This window comes from Acidovorax sp. BoFeN1, from assembly GCF_003345135.1.
GTDB lineage: Bacteria > Pseudomonadota > Gammaproteobacteria > Burkholderiales > Burkholderiaceae_C > Acidovorax > Acidovorax defluvii.
In genome coordinates this window covers 29,850-45,398 of the sequence record NZ_QOZT01000004.1, presented here as the reverse complement: position 1 = coordinate 45,398, position 15,549 = coordinate 29,850, and the positions used below count along the sequence as shown (strand labels likewise).

12 protein-coding genes are annotated in these 15,549 nt (G+C 67.7%); 3 read left to right on the top strand and 9 right to left on the bottom strand.

Going from position 1 to position 15,549, the window contains the following annotated elements; genetic code table 11:
- The first annotated feature begins 9 nt into the window (after nt 1–9).
- The gene (locus tag DTW89_RS01615; RefSeq protein WP_114654641.1) at nt 10–1,176 is read left to right on the top strand and encodes an ABC transporter substrate-binding protein; all 1,167 of its coding nucleotides are present in this window, start codon (nt 10–12) and stop codon (nt 1,174–1,176) included.
- A 51-nt stretch (nt 1,177–1,227) separates the two neighbouring features.
- Here the strand turns inward: DTW89_RS01615 and DTW89_RS01610 are convergent, their stop codons facing one another.
- From DTW89_RS01610 to DTW89_RS01585, 6 genes are all read right to left on the bottom strand, one after another.
- Complete coding sequence (locus DTW89_RS01610; RefSeq protein WP_114654683.1) at nt 1,228–2,379, bottom strand: serine hydrolase domain-containing protein; 1,152 nt, start codon at nt 2,377–2,379, stop codon at nt 1,228–1,230.
- 90 nt (nt 2,380–2,469) lie between these two features.
- The gene (locus DTW89_RS01605; RefSeq protein WP_114654640.1) at nt 2,470–4,173 is read right to left on the bottom strand and encodes a long-chain fatty acid--CoA ligase; all 1,704 of its coding nucleotides are present in this window, start codon (nt 4,171–4,173) and stop codon (nt 2,470–2,472) included.
- A gap of 190 nt (nt 4,174–4,363) precedes the next feature.
- Nucleotides 4,364–5,584: an acyl-CoA dehydrogenase family protein gene (locus tag DTW89_RS01600; protein ID WP_114654639.1), complete on the bottom strand. Its 1,221-nt coding sequence runs from the start codon at nt 5,582–5,584 to the stop codon at nt 4,364–4,366.
- A 119-nt stretch (nt 5,585–5,703) separates the two neighbouring features.
- Nucleotides 5,704–6,477 (bottom strand): SDR family oxidoreductase, encoded by a 774-nt coding sequence (locus tag DTW89_RS01595; protein WP_114654682.1) that lies wholly within the window; start codon nt 6,475–6,477, stop codon nt 5,704–5,706.
- Nucleotides 6,478–6,523: 46 nt separating this feature from the next.
- Nucleotides 6,524–7,702, bottom strand: coding sequence for an acetyl-CoA C-acyltransferase (locus DTW89_RS01590; protein WP_114654638.1), 1,179 nt, complete (start codon nt 7,700–7,702; stop codon nt 6,524–6,526).
- A gap of 125 nt (nt 7,703–7,827) precedes the next feature.
- Complete coding sequence (locus DTW89_RS01585; protein ID WP_114654637.1) at nt 7,828–9,924, bottom strand: 3-hydroxyacyl-CoA dehydrogenase NAD-binding domain-containing protein; 2,097 nt, start codon at nt 9,922–9,924, stop codon at nt 7,828–7,830.
- Nucleotides 9,925–10,137: 213 nt separating this feature from the next.
- On the opposite strand from DTW89_RS01585, the gene DTW89_RS01580 reads away from it, so the two are divergent.
- Nucleotides 10,138–11,964, top strand: a complete 1,827-nt coding sequence (locus DTW89_RS01580) for an acyl-CoA dehydrogenase (RefSeq protein WP_201740919.1) — start codon at nt 10,138–10,140, stop codon at nt 11,962–11,964.
- Between the two features lie 80 nt (nt 11,965–12,044).
- Here DTW89_RS01580 and DTW89_RS01575 read toward each other — a convergent pair whose 3' ends face one another.
- From DTW89_RS01575 to DTW89_RS01565, 3 genes are all read right to left on the bottom strand, one after another.
- On the bottom strand, nt 12,045–12,458 hold the full coding sequence (locus tag DTW89_RS01575; protein WP_114654636.1) for a rhodanese-like domain-containing protein: 414 nt from the start codon (nt 12,456–12,458) through the stop codon (nt 12,045–12,047).
- A 63-nt stretch (nt 12,459–12,521) separates the two neighbouring features.
- Entirely contained in the window at nt 12,522–13,325 is an 804-nt protein-coding gene (locus DTW89_RS01570; RefSeq protein WP_111865922.1) for an IclR family transcriptional regulator, read from the bottom strand.
- Between the two features lie 27 nt (nt 13,326–13,352).
- On the bottom strand, nt 13,353–14,126 hold the full coding sequence (locus tag DTW89_RS01565) for a ferredoxin--NADP reductase (RefSeq protein WP_024813657.1): 774 nt from the start codon (nt 14,124–14,126) through the stop codon (nt 13,353–13,355).
- Nucleotides 14,127–14,322: 196 nt separating this feature from the next.
- Between DTW89_RS01565 and DTW89_RS01560 the strand changes: the two genes are divergently transcribed.
- A complete protein-coding gene (locus DTW89_RS01560; protein WP_114654635.1) occupies nt 14,323–15,528 on the top strand; it encodes an ABC transporter substrate-binding protein in 1,206 nt (401 codons plus the stop codon).
- Nucleotides 15,529–15,549: the final 21 nt, after the last annotated feature.

The window sequence follows — 15,549 nt, the reverse complement described above, 5'->3', positions numbered from 1 at the left end:
GGAGACAGCATGAAACGCAAGACCATTCTTCGCCTGTGCGCCAGCACCTTCGCCGCCACGCTGCTGGGCGTTGCCCCGGCCATGGCCCAGCAGGTCGTCAAGATCGGCTACTCCGGCCCCCTGAGCGGCGGCGCCGCGCTGTACGGCAAGAACGTGCTCAGCGGCATGGAAATGGCCATCAAGGAAATCAACGAGGCCGGTCTGGAAGTGGCGGGCCAGAAGGTGAAGCTGGAAGTCGTCGCCCTGGACGACAAGTACAACCCGTCCGAGACCGCCATCAACACCCAGCGCCTGGTGCAGGAGCACAAGGCTGCCGCCGTGCTGGTGCCGCACTCGGGCGGCAGCTTTGCCGTGCAGGCCATCAATGAGCAGCAAAAGGTGCTGCTGCTGTCGTACACCAGCGTGCCGCAGATCACCGAGAAGGGCAACAAGCTCACGCTGCGCATTCCGCCCGAGTTCACTTCCTACATCAAGCCTTTCGTGAGCCACGCCATGGGCAAATACGGCAAGAACGTGGCCGTGGCCAATGCCGACCACGACTACGCCAAGGCCTGGACGGCAGCGTTCAAGCCCGCCTGGGAAGCGGCCGGCGGCAAGGTCGTGGCCGAAAACCCGATGTCGTACAACCGTGCCACCGACTTCTACAGCGGCGTGAGCCGCGTGCTGGCGTCCAAGCCCGATGTGCTGTTCATCGGCGGCGCCTCCGAGCCCACGGGCCTGGTGGTCAAGCAGGCGCGCGAGCTGGGCTTCAAGGGCGGCTTCGTCATCATCGACCAGGCCAAGATGGACGAGATCGGCAAGATCACCGGCGGCTATGGTCCGCTGGAAGGCTCCATTGGCGTGCTGCCGGTGGTGGAAGACAGCACGGCCGTAACCAAGGCCTTTGTGGAGCGCTTCCGCAAGCTCAACCCGGGCCGCGACCCGAGCTCGGAGGTGTCGCTGAACTACACCGCCGTGCACGCCACCGCGCTGGCCATGAAGATGGCCGGCAGCACCAGCGATGCAGCGGCCATTCGCGCCAATCTGGACAAGGCTTTCAAGGCCCTGCCCGATGCGCACAACCCGCACGACATCAACGGCGTGAACGAACGCGGTGGCTCCACGGCCAACACCCGCGTGGCCGTGGTTGAAAACGGCAAGATCCGCGAGATCCGACTGAGCGATCTGGCCAAGTAAGCCAGGCGCGAGAACACAAGGCCCGCCATCGCAAGATGGCGGGCCTTTTTTTCAGAGGGCGGCGTACACGAGGGCCGGGTACAGCTCGCAAAGGTAGCGCAACTGCCCGGGGGCCTGGGTGAGCAGGATGGCAAACAGGTCTTCGACCGGGTCCACGAAGAAGAAGGTGCCCCCGAGGCCGCTCCAGCTGTACTGCCCGGCAGAGCCTGGGCGCGTGGCCAGGCCGGCTGCTGTGCGCACGGCCACGCCCAGGCCAAAGCCGTGGCCGGTGGGCAGAATGTCGCCCGCCACGGGCAGGGCGCCCAGGTGGTCGGCCGTCATGAAATCCACCGTGGCGCCGCCTAGCAGGCGCACGGGGCCGTGCGGGCCCGGTGCGGTGCCCCGGCCCAGCATCAGCTGCAGAAAGCGTGCGTAGTCGCTGGCGGTGGATACCAGCCCGCCGCCGGCCGACTCGAACACGGGGGGTGCGGTCACGTCGATCAGCGCCACCTTCAGGCCGGTCTGCGGGTCGAGTGCAAAGGGCTCGGCCAGGCGGTGCTGCTGCGCTGCGGGCACCGAAAAACCGGTGTCGTGCATGCCCAGCGGGCCGAACACGCGCCGCTGCAGGATGGCGCCCAGCGGCTCGCCCTCGATCACCTCCAGCACAGCGCCCAGCACATCGGTGGCGCGGCTGTATTCCCAGCAGGTGCCGGGGGCGTGTACCAGCGGCAGCGGGCCGAGTGCGGCCGCCAGCTCGGTGTTGTTGTGGCGGCGCGATCCGATGCGCGCGGCGCGGTAGGCGTCAGGCACGGTGCCCAGGTCCCAGGCGTAGCTCAGGCCGGCGGTGTGGCGCAGCAGGTCGTGCACGGTGGCCTCGCGCGGGGCGGGGGTGGTGGCGCCCGTGGCCGGGTCGTGCACCTGCTGCGCGGCAAAGGCGGGCAGGTAGCGGGCCACCGGGTGCGACAGCAACAGGCGGCCTTCTTCCATCAGCATCATCGCCACCAGCGAGGCGATGGGCTTGGTCATCGAGTAGATGCGAAACACCGTGTCCGGCGCCATGGCGGGCGTTGCCGTTTCGGCGGAGGGCGGGCGCTGGTGGCCCACGGCCTCGTGCAGCACGGTTTGGCCCCGGTGGTGCACCAGGGCCACGGCGCCGGGCACCAGGCCCTGGTCCACATGGGTTTGCAGCACGGAGCGCAGGCGGGCGAGGGCCTCGGGGTTCATGGTTTCAAGCATTTTTGGCCTCCAGCCCTTGATGTATAAGCGCTGACAGCTATCATAAAGAGAGCGATTTGCGATGGTGTGCGAGGCAGGTCACCCGGCGGTGCGCGCAGGCTCCTGCTCCTGCAATGCGCGCCACTGCACCTTGCCGGTGCCCGATTTGGGCAGGCTGTCGGCAAACTGCACGATCCGCGGGCTCTTGTAGGCTGCCATGTGGCCGTGCGCCCAGTCGACGATCTCCTGCTCGCTCACCTGGCCCTTGAAGGCCTCGCGCAGCACCACCACGGCCTTCACGGTCTCGCCCCGGCGCTCGTCGCGCGCGGCAATCACGCAGACCTCCTGGATGGCGGGGTGGGCGTACATCAGCGCTTCCACCTCGGCCGGCCAGACCTTGAAGCCGCTGGCATTGATCATGCGCTTGATCCGGTCCACCATGTAAAAGTAGCCGTGCTCGTCGGTGCGGGCCAGGTCGCCGGTGCGCAGAAAGCGTTTGCCGTCCAGGGTGACAAAGGCGGCTTCGGTGGCCTGGGGCTGGCCCCAGTAGCCCTGCATGACCTGCGGGCCGTGCACGATGATTTCGCCCACCTCGCCCGGGGGCAGTTCGGCCAGGGTGGCCGGGTCGACCACGCGGGCGTCCACGTCGAAGATCGGGATGCCCAGGCACTGCTTCATGGGCCGCTCGGGCGGGTTGATGTGCGTGGGCGCAATCGTTTCGGACATGCCATAGCCTTCGATGTAGTCGAGCCGGCACAGCTCCTTGAGCCGCGTGGCCACGGCCTCGGGCATGGCCGCACCGCCGCCGCTCAGGCGGCAGATGCTGGAGAGGTCGTATTCGGCCAGGCGCGGGTTGGACAGCAGATCCACCACCATGGTCACGATCATCTGCGTGCCCGTGACGCGGTAGCGCTGGATGAGCTGCGCGGCGGCGTCGCGGTCCCAGCGCGGCAGCAACACGATGGTGGCGCCCACGTAGAGCGAGCCGTTCATGCCGTTCTGCATGCCGGTGACGTGGAACAGCGGCAGCACCACCAGCGACACCGCGTCCTGCGGCGTGCCCAGCCACTGCGTGCCGGCGACGGTGTTGTACATCACGCTGCGGTGCGTGTGCATGCAGCCCTTGGGGTGGCCCGTGGTACCCGAGGTGTAGGGCATCACGGCCAGGTCATCGGGGCCGGCCTGGATGGGCGCGGGGCGCAGGCCGGCGGCCAGTGCGTCCGTCCAGTGCACGGCGCCGGGCTCGGTGACAGGCTCGCGCGGCGCATGCACGAAGGTCGGCACCGGCAGATCGGTGGGTGCGGTGGCGTAGTCGCTGTAGGCCGCCACCACGGCATGGCGCAGGCCGGGCGCGGCGGGATCGGCCGCGGCGGCAGCCAGGCCTTCGCGCAGCAGCGGCCGCACCTGGGCGAACAGGTCTTGCGGCGCAACAATGGTGCGGGCGCCGGCGTCGCTCACGTAATGGCGCAGTTCCTCGGTGAGGTTCATCGGGTTCACCGGCACGACCACCGCGTCGGCACGCAGGATGGCGTAGAAGCCGATGACGAACTGTGGGCTGTTCTGCATGTAGAGCAGCACGCGGGCGCCCTTGCGCACGCCGCACACCTGCTGCAGGTGGGCCGCCAGGCGCTCGGTTTCGTCCTGCAGGCGGGCGTAGGAAACGACCGAATCGTAGAACACCAGCGCCGCCTTGTCGGGGTAGCGCAGGGCCGAGACTTCGATGTTGCGGTAGAGGTGCGTGGCGGGCACGGTGAGGTGGCGCGGCAGCATGCGCGGCCAGTGGGCGAAATGGCGGTCGGACATGGGTGATTCGTTGGCTATGGGGTTTCAGTGATCCGTGGTGCATCGCCGCCCGTAGGCGTGTGGCACTGGCGCCGCGCCACGGGTCAGAAGGCCGCGGAGCAGGCCATGCCAGCGGACGCCGTGGAACGGGCCTGGCCCGGCCACGGGCGTCGTCCCCCTGGGGGGAAGGCGCGAAGCGACTCAGGGGGGGTTACTTCAGGTACCGGGCCAGTTCCATCTTGCCGATCTGGTTGCGGTGCACCTCGTCGGGGCCGTCGGCAAAACGCAGCGTGCGCGCGCTGGCGTAGGCGGCGGCGAGCGGGAAGTCGTCGCTCACGCCCGCGCCGCCATGCACCTGCATGGCCCAGTCGATCACCTGGCAGGCCATGCTGGGCGCGGCCACCTTGATCATGGCGATTTCCTTCTTGGCCACCTTGTTGCCCACGGTGTCCATCATGTAGGCAGCGTTGAGCACCAAGAAGCGCGCCTGGTCGATCAGGATGCGCGCGTTGGCGATGCGCTCGCGCGTCACGCCCTGGTCGGCCACGGGGCGGTGAAAGGCCACGCGGCTGAGCGCCCGTTTGCACATGAGTTCGAGCGCCCGCTCGGCCACACCGATCAGGCGCATGCAGTGGTGGATGCGCCCGGGGCCCAGGCGCCCCTGGGCGATCTCAAAGCCCCGGCCCTCGCCCAGCAGCACGTTGCCCACCGGCACGCGCACGTTGTCAAAGCTCACCTCGCCGTGGCCGTGCGGGGCGTGGTCGTAGCCGAACACGGGCAGGGCGCGCTCCATGGTCACGCCCGGGGTCTTCATGGGCACGAGGATCATCGATTGCTGGCTGTGGCGGCTGGCGTGGTCGGGGTCGGTCTTGCCCATGAAAATCAGGATCTCGCAGCGCGGGTCGGGCGCGCCCGAGGTCCACCACTTGCGGCCGTTGATCACGTACTCGTCACCGTCGCGCTCGACGCGCGCCTCGATGTTGGTCGCGTCCGACGAGGCCACGGCGGGCTCGGTCATGGCGAAGGCCGAGCGGATGGTGCCGTCGAGCAGGGGCAGCAGCCAGCGCTGTTGCTGCTCCTGGGTGGCGTAGCGCACCAGGGTCTCCATGTTGCCGGTGTCGGGCGCCGAGCAGTTGAAGGCCTCGGGCGCCACATGCGAGCGGCCCATGATTTCGCACAGCGGAGCGTATTCGAGGTTGGTCAGGCCCGCGCCGTATTTCGACTCGGGCAGGAACAGGTTCCACAGGCCGGCCGCCTTGGCCTGGGCCTTGAGCTGTTCCATCACCTTGGTGGGCTGCCAGGGGTTGCCGGCCTTGCGGTTCTCGGCCACCTCGTGGTGGTACACGGCCTCTGCCGGGTAAATATGCTCTTCCATGAAGGCCGTCAGGCGCTTTTGCAGGTCCACGACCTTGGGGGAGTAAGAGAAGTCCATGAGTCAATCCTTTGAAAAAATACCGAGGCCGATGGGATGGGCGCTGCCCACGCCATGGCAGACGAACAAGGGCCGCCCCGCAGCGAGAGAAGCGGGAAGGCGCGCAGCGCCTCAGGTTGTCATATCAGGCTCGCGCCGCCATCGACCACGATGCCCTGGCCGGTGATGTGGCGTGAAGCGTCGGAGGCCAGAAAAACCACTGCGCCCTTGAGGTCCTCGTCGCCGCCGATGCGGCGCAGCGGTGTGCGCTCGACCATGGCAGGGCCGAGCTTTTCGATCAGGCCGTTGGCCAGCTTGCTCGGGAAGAAGCCCGGGCAGATGGCGTTGACGCGGATGCCGTAGTGGCCCCACTCGGACGCCAGCGTGCGCGCGAAATGCAGCGCGGCAGCCTTGGAGGTGTTGTAGGCGATGGTGTTCATGCCGGGCGGCGTGCCCTTGATGGCGGCCACCGACGCGGTGATGATGATGTTGCCCCGGCCCTTGGGAATCATCACGCGCTTGCCCACCTCGCGCGAGAGGAAGAAGGGCGCGTTCACGTTCAGGTCCATCACCTTGTTCCAGGCGGCGTCGGGGTAGTCCTCGGCGTTGGCGCCCCAGGTGGCGCCGGCGTTGTTCACCAGGATGTCGATGGTGCCAAAGCGCGCCAGCACCTGATCCACCATGGCGGGAATCTGGTCGAACTTCGACAGGTCGTTGACCACGGTCTCGACCTCGTAGCCCAGGCCTTCAAGGTGCGCCTTGGCCTGCGCCAGTTCGTCGGCCTTGCGCGCCGAGATGGCGAGTTTGGCGCCCATCTCGCCCAGCGCCTCGGCCATCTGCAGGCCCAGGCCGCGCGAGCCTCCGGTGACGAGGGCGACCTGCCCGGTCAGATCAAAAAGTTGTTTCACACTCATGGCTGTTGCTCCTTGGTTGTTCATGGCCCACGCTCGGGCCGTTGTTTCAGCACACTTCGAAAAGACCGGCCGCGCCCTGGCCGCCGCCGATGCACATGGTGACCACCACGTACTTCACGCCCCGGCGCTTGCCCTCGATCAGGGCGTGGCCCGTCAGGCGCGAGCCCGACACGCCATAAGGGTGGCCCACGGCGATGGCGCCGCCGTTGACGTTGAGTCGTTCGTCCGGGATGCCCAGCTTGTCGCGGCAGTACAGCACCTGCACGGCGAAGGCTTCGTTCAGCTCCCACAGGCCGATGTCATCAACCTTCAGGCCGGCCTTGGCCAGCAGCTTGGGCACGGCGAACACCGGGCCGATGCCCATCTCGTCGGGCTCGCAGCCCGCCACGGCGAAGCCGCGGAAGATGCCCAGGGGCTGCAGGCCGCGCCGTTCGGCGAGCTGGCGGTCCATCAGCACGCAGGCCGAGGCACCGTCCGAGAACTGGCTCGCGTTGCCGGCGGTGACCACGCCGCCGGGCAGGGCGGCGCGGATCTTCTGCACGGCCTCCAGGGTGGTGTCGGGGCGGATGCCCTCGTCGGAATTGATCGTCACCTCTTTCATGGTGATGCGGCCCGTGGCCTTGTCCACCACGCCCATGGTGGTCTTCATGGGGGCGATCTCGTCTTTGAAGAGCCCTGCGGCCTGCGCGGCAGCAGCGCGCAGCTGGCTGCGCACGCCGTATTCGTCCTGCGCCTGCTTGCCAATGCCGTAGCGCTGGGCCACCTGTTCGGCGGTCTGCAGCATGTTCCAGTAGATCTCGGGCTTGTGCTCGACCAGCCAGGGGTCGCGCCGCATGTGGGTGTTGGCCTCGTTCTGTACGCACGAGATGCTCTCCACGCCGCCCGCCACATATACCTGGCCCTCGCCCGCGATGATGCGCTGCGCGGCCAGCGCGATGGTCTGCAGGCCCGAGGAGCAGAACCGGTTCACGGTCATGCCCGCGGTGGTGATGGGTAGGCCGGCGCGCAGCGCGATCTGGCGCGCCACGTTGCCGCCGGTGGTGCCCTCGCCGAAGGTGCCGCCCATGATGACGTCCTCGACCTCGGCCGGGTCAATGCCCGCGCGCGCCACGGCGTGCTGCACGGCATGCCCGCCCAGCGTGGGGCCGTAGGTCATGTTGAAGGCACCCTTCCAGCTCTTGGCCAGGCCGGTGCGGGCGGTGGAAACGATCACTGCTTCTGTCATGGTGTGCTTGTCCTGTGGTGGTGTTATTCCTTTTCCAAATCATTCGTGTCTAGGCGCGAAGCCGCAGACAGTGCTTGAGCACGGCAAGGCGGAGCAACAACGACACGGATGGTTTAGAAATGGAATTAGTTGAAGCTCCGGCCTTCTTCGGCCAGTCGCACGAGCAGCGGCGCGGGCTGCCAGGAGGCGTCGGCGCCGCTCTCGCTGGCGAAGCGGCGCAGGCTGCGCACCACCTGGGGCAGGCCCACGGTATCGGCGTACAGCATGGGGCCGCCCCGGTGCAGCGGGAAGCCGTAGCCGTTGAGGTAAACCAAGTCGATGTCCGAGGCGCGCGCGGCGATGCCTTCCTCGAGAATGCGCGCACCCTCGTTCACCAGCGCGAAGATGCAGCGCTCGACGATTTCCTCGTCGCTGATCTTGCGCGGCGTGATGCCGTGGGCTGCGCGGTAGTCGGCGATGAGCTGCTCGGTCACGCTGTCGGGCAGGGGGTTGCGGTTGCCGGCCTCGTAGCGGTACCAGCCCGCGCCCGTCTTCTGGCCGAAGCGCCCGGCCTCGCAGAGCTTGTCGGCCACGATGGGCTTCATCTCCGTGCCCGCCTCGGCGGCCTTGCGCTTGCGCGTGGCCCAGCCGATATCGAGGCCCGCGAGGTCGCCCATGCGGAACGGCCCCATGGCCAGGCCGAACTTCTGCAGCGCGCCGTCGATCTGCTGCGGCAGGGCGCCGGCGTTGATCAGGCCCTGGGCGGCCGCGCCGTAGCGCGCCAGCATGCGGTTGCCGATGAAACCGTCGCACACGCCCGAGACCACGGCCACCTTCTTGATCTGCTTGGCGAGCTGCAGGCTGGTGGCCAGCACGTCGGGCGCGGTCTGGGCGCCGCGCACGATTTCCAGCAGGCGCATCACGTTGGCCGGGCTGAAGAAGTGCAGGCCGATCACGTCCTGCGGGCGCTGCGTGAAGGTGGCGATGCGGTCGATGTCGAGGTACGAGGTGTTGGACGCCAGGATGGCGCCGGGCTTGGCCACGGCGTCGAGCTGGCGGAACACGGCCTCCTTCACGCCCATTTCCTCGAACACGGCTTCAACGATGAGGTCGGCGTCCTTCAGCGCGGCGTATTCCAGCGTGGGCGTGATGAGACCCATGCGCTGCTCCACCTGCTCGGGCTTGAGCTTGCCCTTCTTCATGGAGTTCTCGTAGTTCTTGCGGATGGTGGCCAGGCCCCGGTCCAGCGCTTCCTGCTTCATCTCCAGCAGCACCACGGGGATGCCGGCGTTGAGGAAGTTCATGGTGATGCCGCCGCCCATGGTGCCGGCGCCGATCACGCCCACGCGGGCGATGGGGCGGAGTACCGTGCCCTCGGGCAGGCCCGGCACCTTGGCGGCCGCGCGCTCGGCCTGGAACACATGGCGCAGCGCGCGCGACTCGGGCGTCTGCATCAGCGCCTGGAACAGCGTGCGCTCGGTCTGCAGGCCCTCGTCGAAAGGCTTGAGCGAGGCCGCCACGGCCTCCACGCACTGCAGCGGCGCCGGGAAGGGCTTGCTCGCCGCAGCCACGGTGTTGCGCGCGAACTGCAGGAAAGCGTCGGCGTTGGGCTGCTGGACCTTCAGGTCGCGGGCGCGCGGCAGCGGTTCGCCCCGCGCCGCCACCTGGGCGGCGAAGGCCACCGCGCCTTCGACCAGGTCGCCCTCGATCAGCGCATGTACCAGCGGCGTGCCCGCGAAGGCATTGGCGGGCACGGGCTGGCCCGAGACGATCATGTTCAGCGCCGGCTCCAGGCCGATCAGCCGCGGCAGGCGCTGCGTGCCACCCGCGCCGGGCAGCAGGCCCAGCTTCACTTCGGGCAGGCCGAGCGAGGCGTCGGGTGCTGCCACGCGGTAGTGGCAGCCCAGCGCCAGTTCCAGACCGCCGCCCAGGCACACGCCGGCGATGGCGGCCACGACCGGCTTGCTGGAACCATCGAGCGCGCGGATCACGCTGGGCAGCGTGGGCTCCTGGCCCGCCTTGGGCGTGCCGAACTCGCGCACATCGGCGCCGCCGGAGAAAGCGCGCGCGCTGCCCGTGAGCACGATGGCCGTGACCTGCGGGTCGGCCAGTGCCTGGTCGAGTGCGGCGACGATGCCAGTGCGCAAGGCGTGGCCGAGGCCGTTGACGGGCGGGTTGTTCAGCGTCACCACGGCCACGGGGCCGTGCACTGCGTAGGAGGTGGAAGTGGGGGTGGTGCTCATGGGGAGTCCGGAAGTGGAGGGGCCAGTGACAACCGATGGTTCTGCATTGCAGAATCAACGCCCGGTCCATGCTATCGGCCACCCGCCGTGCTGTCTGTCACCTGCGAAACTCTGCGCCGTTGCTGGTTTCCCGGGCCGTGCCTACGATGGCGGGGTTTCGTGCCCCTCCGCTGGCCGCAGTGGTGGCGCCGTCTTTCCCTTAAATATTCTGCAATGCAGAACACCGGAGGCCCCTTGCCCGAATCCCTGCTCATCAACCGCCGCGACCTCGACTTCCAGCTGTTCGAGGTGCTGCAGGCCGAGGCGCTGGCGCAGCGCCCGCGCCATGCCGACCACAGCCGCGAGACCTTCGCCGCCGCGCTGGACACGGCGCACGCCATTGCCGAAGAAAAGTTCGCACCGCACAACCGTGCCTCGGACGAGCACGAGCCCACCTTCGAGAATGGCCGCGTGCGCATGATTCCCGAGGTGCGCGAGGCGCTCGACGCCTACTGCGCCGCCGGCCTGCTGGCGCCCACCAAGGATTACGAGCAGGGCGGCATGCAGCTGCCCGTGGTGGTGGCACAGGCCTGCTCGGCGCTGTTCAAGAGCGCCAACGGCGCCACCACCTCCTATGTGGGGCTGACGCTGGGCAATGCCAATGTGATCGAGCGCTTCGGCTGCGAGGCGCAGAAGCGCAAGTACCTGGGGGCGCTGCTTTCGGGCCGTTTCTTCGGCACCATGGCGCTGACCGAGCCGCAGGCGGGCTCCAGCCTGTCGGACCTGACCACCAGCGCCACGCCGCAGCCCGACGGCACCTACCGCATCAAGGGCAGCAAGATCTTCATTTCGGCGGGCGACCATGAGCTGCGCGAGAACATCGTGCACCTGGTGCTGGCGCGCATCCCGGGCGCGCCGCCCGGGGTCAAGGGCATTTCGCTGTTCAGCGTGCCCAAGTTCCGCGTCAACGCCGATAGCAGCCTGGGGCCACGCAACGACGTGACGCTGTCGGGCCTGATCCACAAGGCCGGCTGGCGTGGCACCACGTCCACCCTGCTGTCGTTTGGTGACCAGGACGACTGCGAGGGTGAACTCGTGGGCCAGCCGCACCAGGGCCTGGCCTGCATGTTCCACATGATGAACGAGGCGCGCATCGGCGTCGGCATGGGCGCCGTGATGTACGGCTACCGGGGGTATCTGGCCTCGCTGCAGTACGCGCGCGAGCGCCTGCAGGGCCGCCCGCCCGCCGCCAAGGACCCGCTGCAGCCCCAGGTGCCCCTGGCGGCCCACGCCGATGTGCGCCGCATGCTGCTGGCGCAGAAGGCCTATGTGGAGGGCGCCTTCGCGCTGGGCCTGTACGCCGCGCGCCTGGTGGACGAGCAGCGCACCGGCACAAGCGAGGCCGCCCGCGCCGAGGCGGGCCTGCTGCTGGACCTGCTTACGCCCATCGTCAAATCCTGGCCCTCGCAGTGGTGCCTGGAGGCCAACAGCCTGGCCATCCAGATCCACGGTGGCTACGGCTACACGCGCGAATACCCGGTGGAGCAGTTCTGGCGCGACAACCGCCTGAACATGATCCACGAGGGCACGCATGGCATCCAGGCGCTGGACCTGCTGGGCCGCAAGGCCGTGATGCAGCAGGGCGCGGCCATCGCGCTGTTCGGCCGCGAGCTGCAGGCCACCGTGGCGCAGGCCCGCGCGCGCCCCGCGCTGGCCGCCCATGCCGAGGCCTTGCAGGCGGCCTGGAACGACGTGCTGGCCACGCTGGCCGTGCTCACGCCGCTGCTGCGCAGCGATGGCGACCGTGCGCTGGCCAACGCCAGCGTGTTCCTCGAAGCCTTCGGCCACACCGTGCTGGCCTGGACCTGGCTGCGCCAGGCCGTGGTGGCCGACGGCGCGCTGGCGCAGGCCGCCACGCCGCAGGACGCAGACTTCTACCGCGGCAAGCTGCAGGCCTGCCGCTGGTTCTTTCACTGGGAGCTCCCTCGCACCGCGCCCCAACACGCGCTGCTGCGCAGCCTGGACGACAGCACGCTGGCGATGCAGGATGCGTGGTTCTAGCCGAGAATCTGAATGAAATTCGGCTCTAGCCGTTTAACGATAAGCGCTAACAGCTATTCAAACAATAGCAAAAAGGGGCTTCAGCGTACCACTGGCTTGACCAGCGGCAGCCCGCGCCGTGCCCATTCCGACATGCCGCCCTCGACGTAGCGCACATTGGTGTAGCCGCGCTCGCGCAGCGCCTGCCACACGGCCCGTGAGCGGTTCTGCGTGTTGCAGATCAGCAGCACGGGCTGGGCAGCGTCTTTGGGGATTTCGGCCAGACGCGCGCCGATCTCCCGCATGGGCAGCAGCTTGGCACCGCGCGCAACGCCGGTGGCGTGCTCGTGCGGCTCGCGGATGTCCACCAGCAGGGCGCGGCCTGCTTCGGCGTCGGCCCGGGCCGCCTCCAGGCCCACCCGTTCCGCAGGCAAAGAGGCACTGACAGGCAAAGCCATGGTCACACCCAGAGCAACGGCCAGGCGCAGAATGGAACGGCGAATCAGCGGGGTCATGAAGAGTTTTCGGCGTAGTGACGGTAGGGTGATTGTCGCAGGGGCTGCATTGCAGGGGCGCGGTCACCGGTTCAGCGCCGCCTCGATGCGCGACACCATCTCGACCAGCCGGGGGCGCACTTCGCCCAGCAAAAATTCCGGCGAGACAGTGAATGAGGGGCCGCCGCAGTTGATCACCATCGGCGGCAGGCCGCCGCCGGGCTGGAAGGCGCGGGCGATAGCGTTCACGTTCTTCTGCCAGTCGCCAAACGAGCAGGCCACGCCCAGGCTGCGGTAGTCCTGCAGCGCCTTGTCAACGCCGGCCTGCACCTCGGGCCAGGCCTGTTCGTCGCGGGCGCGCAGCTGCTCCAGCAGGGGGCGGCGCTCGTCTTCGGTGATGGCTGCGAGCCAGGCGCGCCCGATGGCCGAGGTGGCCAGCGCGATGCGCGAGCCCACGTCCAGGCTCAGCGTGAGCAGGGCCGAGCTGCGGCAGTTTTCCACATAGATCATCGAGAACCGGTCGCGTGTGCCCAGCGAGACTTCGGCCGTGGCGAAGTCGGCCAGCTCCTGCATCAGCGGGCGGGCGATCTGGCGCACGTCCAGCCGTACCAGCATGGTGCTGCCCAGCGAGAGCGTGGCCGTGCCCAGGCGGTACTTGCCAATTTCTTCGATGTGGATCAGGTACCCCTGCCGTGTGAGCGTGTAGGTCAGGCGCGAGACGGTGGACTTGGGCAGCTTGCAGCGCTGCGCGATCTCCTGGTTGCCCAGCACCTTGTCGCCCGAGCGGAAGCACGCCAGAACGTCCAGGCCGCGTGCCAGGGCAGTAACGAAATGGCGGTCTTCCTTGGTCCGGGGAGGCGCTGGGTGGGAAACGCGGGGCGCAGACATGCGCGGATTATCGTGGCGTCGGTGGTCTTATTTCTCGACGAATGCGCGCTCGATGACAAAGTCACCGGGCTTGGTGGTGTTGCCTTCTTCGAAATCGCGCTGCTCCAGCAGCGTCTTGAGCGAGGCCAGCATTTCGGGGCTGCCGCAGAGCATCACGCGGTCTTCCAGCGGGTTCAGTGCCGGGATGCCCAGGTCGGTGAACAGCTTGCCGTTTTCGATCAGGTCGTTGATGCGGCCCTGGTTGCGGAAGGGTTCGCGCGTGACCGTGGGGTAGTACTTGAGCTGCTTGCTCACCAGCTCGCCCAGGAACTCGTGCTGGGGCAGCTCCTGGGTGATGTAGTCGTGGTAAGCCAGCTCTTTCACCTCGCGCACACCGTGCACCAGGATCACTTCCTCGAACTTTTCATAGGTCTCGGGGTCGCGGATCACGCTCATGAACGGCGCCAGGCCCGTGCCGGTGGACAGCATGTACAGGCGCTTGGCTGGCAGCAGGTAGTCGATCAGCAGGGTGCCGGTGGGCTTCTTGCCGACGATGATGGTGTCGCCCACCTGGATGTGCTGCAGGCGCGAGGTCAGCGGGCCGTCGGGCACCTTGATGGACAGGAACTCCAGGTGCTCTTCGTAGTTGGCGCTGACGATGCTGTAGGCGCGCAGCAGCGGCTTGTCGTTCACCTTCAGGCCGATCATGGTGAAGTGCCCGTTGGAAAAGCGCAGCGCCGGGTCGCGGGTGGTGGTGAAGCTGAAAAGCCGGTCGGTCCAGTGGTGAACGGTCAGCACGCGTTCTTCGAGAAATGCACTCATGGTTTCTTGGCAGGAATGAAAAAAACAAGGCCCCAACAGGGGGCGGGCTCAGCCTCTCAGGGCGGCGGCGGTGCTGGCGGGGCGAAGCCTGGCGGGCACCCCGGACTGCCGGGCAAACCCGCACATTGTCCGGCAAATGCGAGGGGCGGTACATTTTCCGGTTTCGACCTCTGTGATGTCGGACAAAGGATTATTGATGCGAAGCTTCTCTGCCGCCCTTGGGGCCCTGTTCGTGGCCGGTCTGTCGCTTGCCGCTGGCGCGGTGCATGCCCAGGGCGCGATCAAGATCGGTGAGATCAACAGCTACAAGGCGCAGCCTGCCTTCCTGGGCCCTTACAAAAAGGGGATGGAGCTGGCCGTGGCAGAGGTCAACAGCGCGGGCGGCATTCAGGGGCGCAAGCTGGAACTGGTGGTGCGCGACGACAACGGCAACCCCGGCGATGCCGTGCGGGCCGCCGACGAGTTGCTGGCGCGCGAGAAGGTGGATGTGCTCATGGGCAGCTTCCTGTCGCATGTGGGGCTGGCCCTGACCGACTTTGCCAAGCAGAAAAAGGTCTTCTTCCTCGCGGCGGAGCCGCTGACCGACAAGATCGTCTGGGAAAATGGCAACCGCTACACCTTCCGCCTGCGCGCCTCCACCTACATGCAGGTGGCCATGCTGGTGCCCGAGGCCGCGGCCGTGAAGAAAAAGCGCTGGGCCATCGTCTATCCCAACTATGAATATGGCCAGTCGGCGGCGGCCACGTTCAAGAAGCTGCTCAAGGCTGCGCAACCCGATGTGGAGTTTGTGGCCGAGCAGGCGCCGCCCCTGGGCAAGGTGGATGCCGGCAGCGTGGTGCAGGCGCTGGCCGATGCCAAACCCGACGCCATTTTCAATGTGCTGTTTGCTGCCGATCTGGCGCGGCTGGTGCGCGAGGGCAACACCCGCGGGCTGTTCAAGGGCCGCGAAGTGGTGAGCCTGCTGACGGGCGAGCCCGAGTACCTGGACCCGCTCAAGGGCGAGGCACCGGTGGGATGGATCGTCACGGGCTACCCCTGGTATGCCATCCAGACCGCAGAGCACCAGGCGTTCCTGAAGGCCTACAAGGAGCGCTTCAACGACCATCCCCGGCTGGGCTCGGTGGTGGGCTACACGGCCATCCAGTCGCTGGCCGCCGGCTTGCGCAAGGCCGGGGGCAGCGACACCGAAAAGCTGATCGCCGCCTTCAAAGGGCTGGAGGTGACTTCGCCGTTTGGGCCCATCCGCTACCGCACCGAAGACCACCAGTCCACCATGGGCACCTTCGTGGGCCGCACGCGGCTGCAAAACGGCACGGGCGTGATGTCGGACTTCCGTTATCTCGACGGTGCGCGCTTTCAGCAGTCTGCCGACGAGGTGCGCAAACTGCGCGCTGCCGACTGAGATGGGTAACCCTTCGCCGTT

Excerpts from the sequence above, each read along its gene's own strand:
- DTW89_RS01575 (WP_114654636.1), bottom strand. The coding sequence starts at position 12,458 with ATGACCCCGCTGATTCGCCGTTCCATTCTGCGCCTGGCCGTTGCTCTG.
- DTW89_RS01585 (WP_114654637.1), bottom strand. The coding sequence starts at position 9,924 with ATGAGCACCACCCCCACTTCCACCTCCTACGCAGTGCACGGCCCCGTG.
- DTW89_RS01600 (WP_114654639.1), bottom strand. The coding sequence starts at position 5,584 with ATGGACTTCTCTTACTCCCCCAAGGTCGTGGACCTGCAAAAGCGCCTG.
- DTW89_RS01570 (WP_111865922.1), bottom strand. The coding sequence starts at position 13,325 with ATGTCTGCGCCCCGCGTTTCCCACCCAGCGCCTCCCCGGACCAAGGAA.
- DTW89_RS01605 (WP_114654640.1), bottom strand. The coding sequence starts at position 4,173 with ATGTCCGACCGCCATTTCGCCCACTGGCCGCGCATGCTGCCGCGCCAC.
- DTW89_RS01595 (WP_114654682.1), bottom strand. The coding sequence starts at position 6,477 with ATGAGTGTGAAACAACTTTTTGATCTGACCGGGCAGGTCGCCCTCGTC.
- DTW89_RS01610 (WP_114654683.1), bottom strand. The coding sequence starts at position 2,379 with ATGAACCCCGAGGCCCTCGCCCGCCTGCGCTCCGTGCTGCAAACCCAT.
- DTW89_RS01590 (WP_114654638.1), bottom strand. The coding sequence starts at position 7,702 with ATGACAGAAGCAGTGATCGTTTCCACCGCCCGCACCGGCCTGGCCAAG.
- DTW89_RS01565 (WP_024813657.1), bottom strand. The coding sequence starts at position 14,126 with ATGAGTGCATTTCTCGAAGAACGCGTGCTGACCGTTCACCACTGGACC.
- DTW89_RS01580 (WP_201740919.1), top strand. The coding sequence starts at position 10,138 with ATGCAGAACACCGGAGGCCCCTTGCCCGAATCCCTGCTCATCAACCGC.
- DTW89_RS01615 (WP_114654641.1), top strand. The coding sequence starts at position 10 with ATGAAACGCAAGACCATTCTTCGCCTGTGCGCCAGCACCTTCGCCGCC.
- DTW89_RS01560 (WP_114654635.1), top strand. The coding sequence starts at position 14,323 with ATGCGAAGCTTCTCTGCCGCCCTTGGGGCCCTGTTCGTGGCCGGTCTG.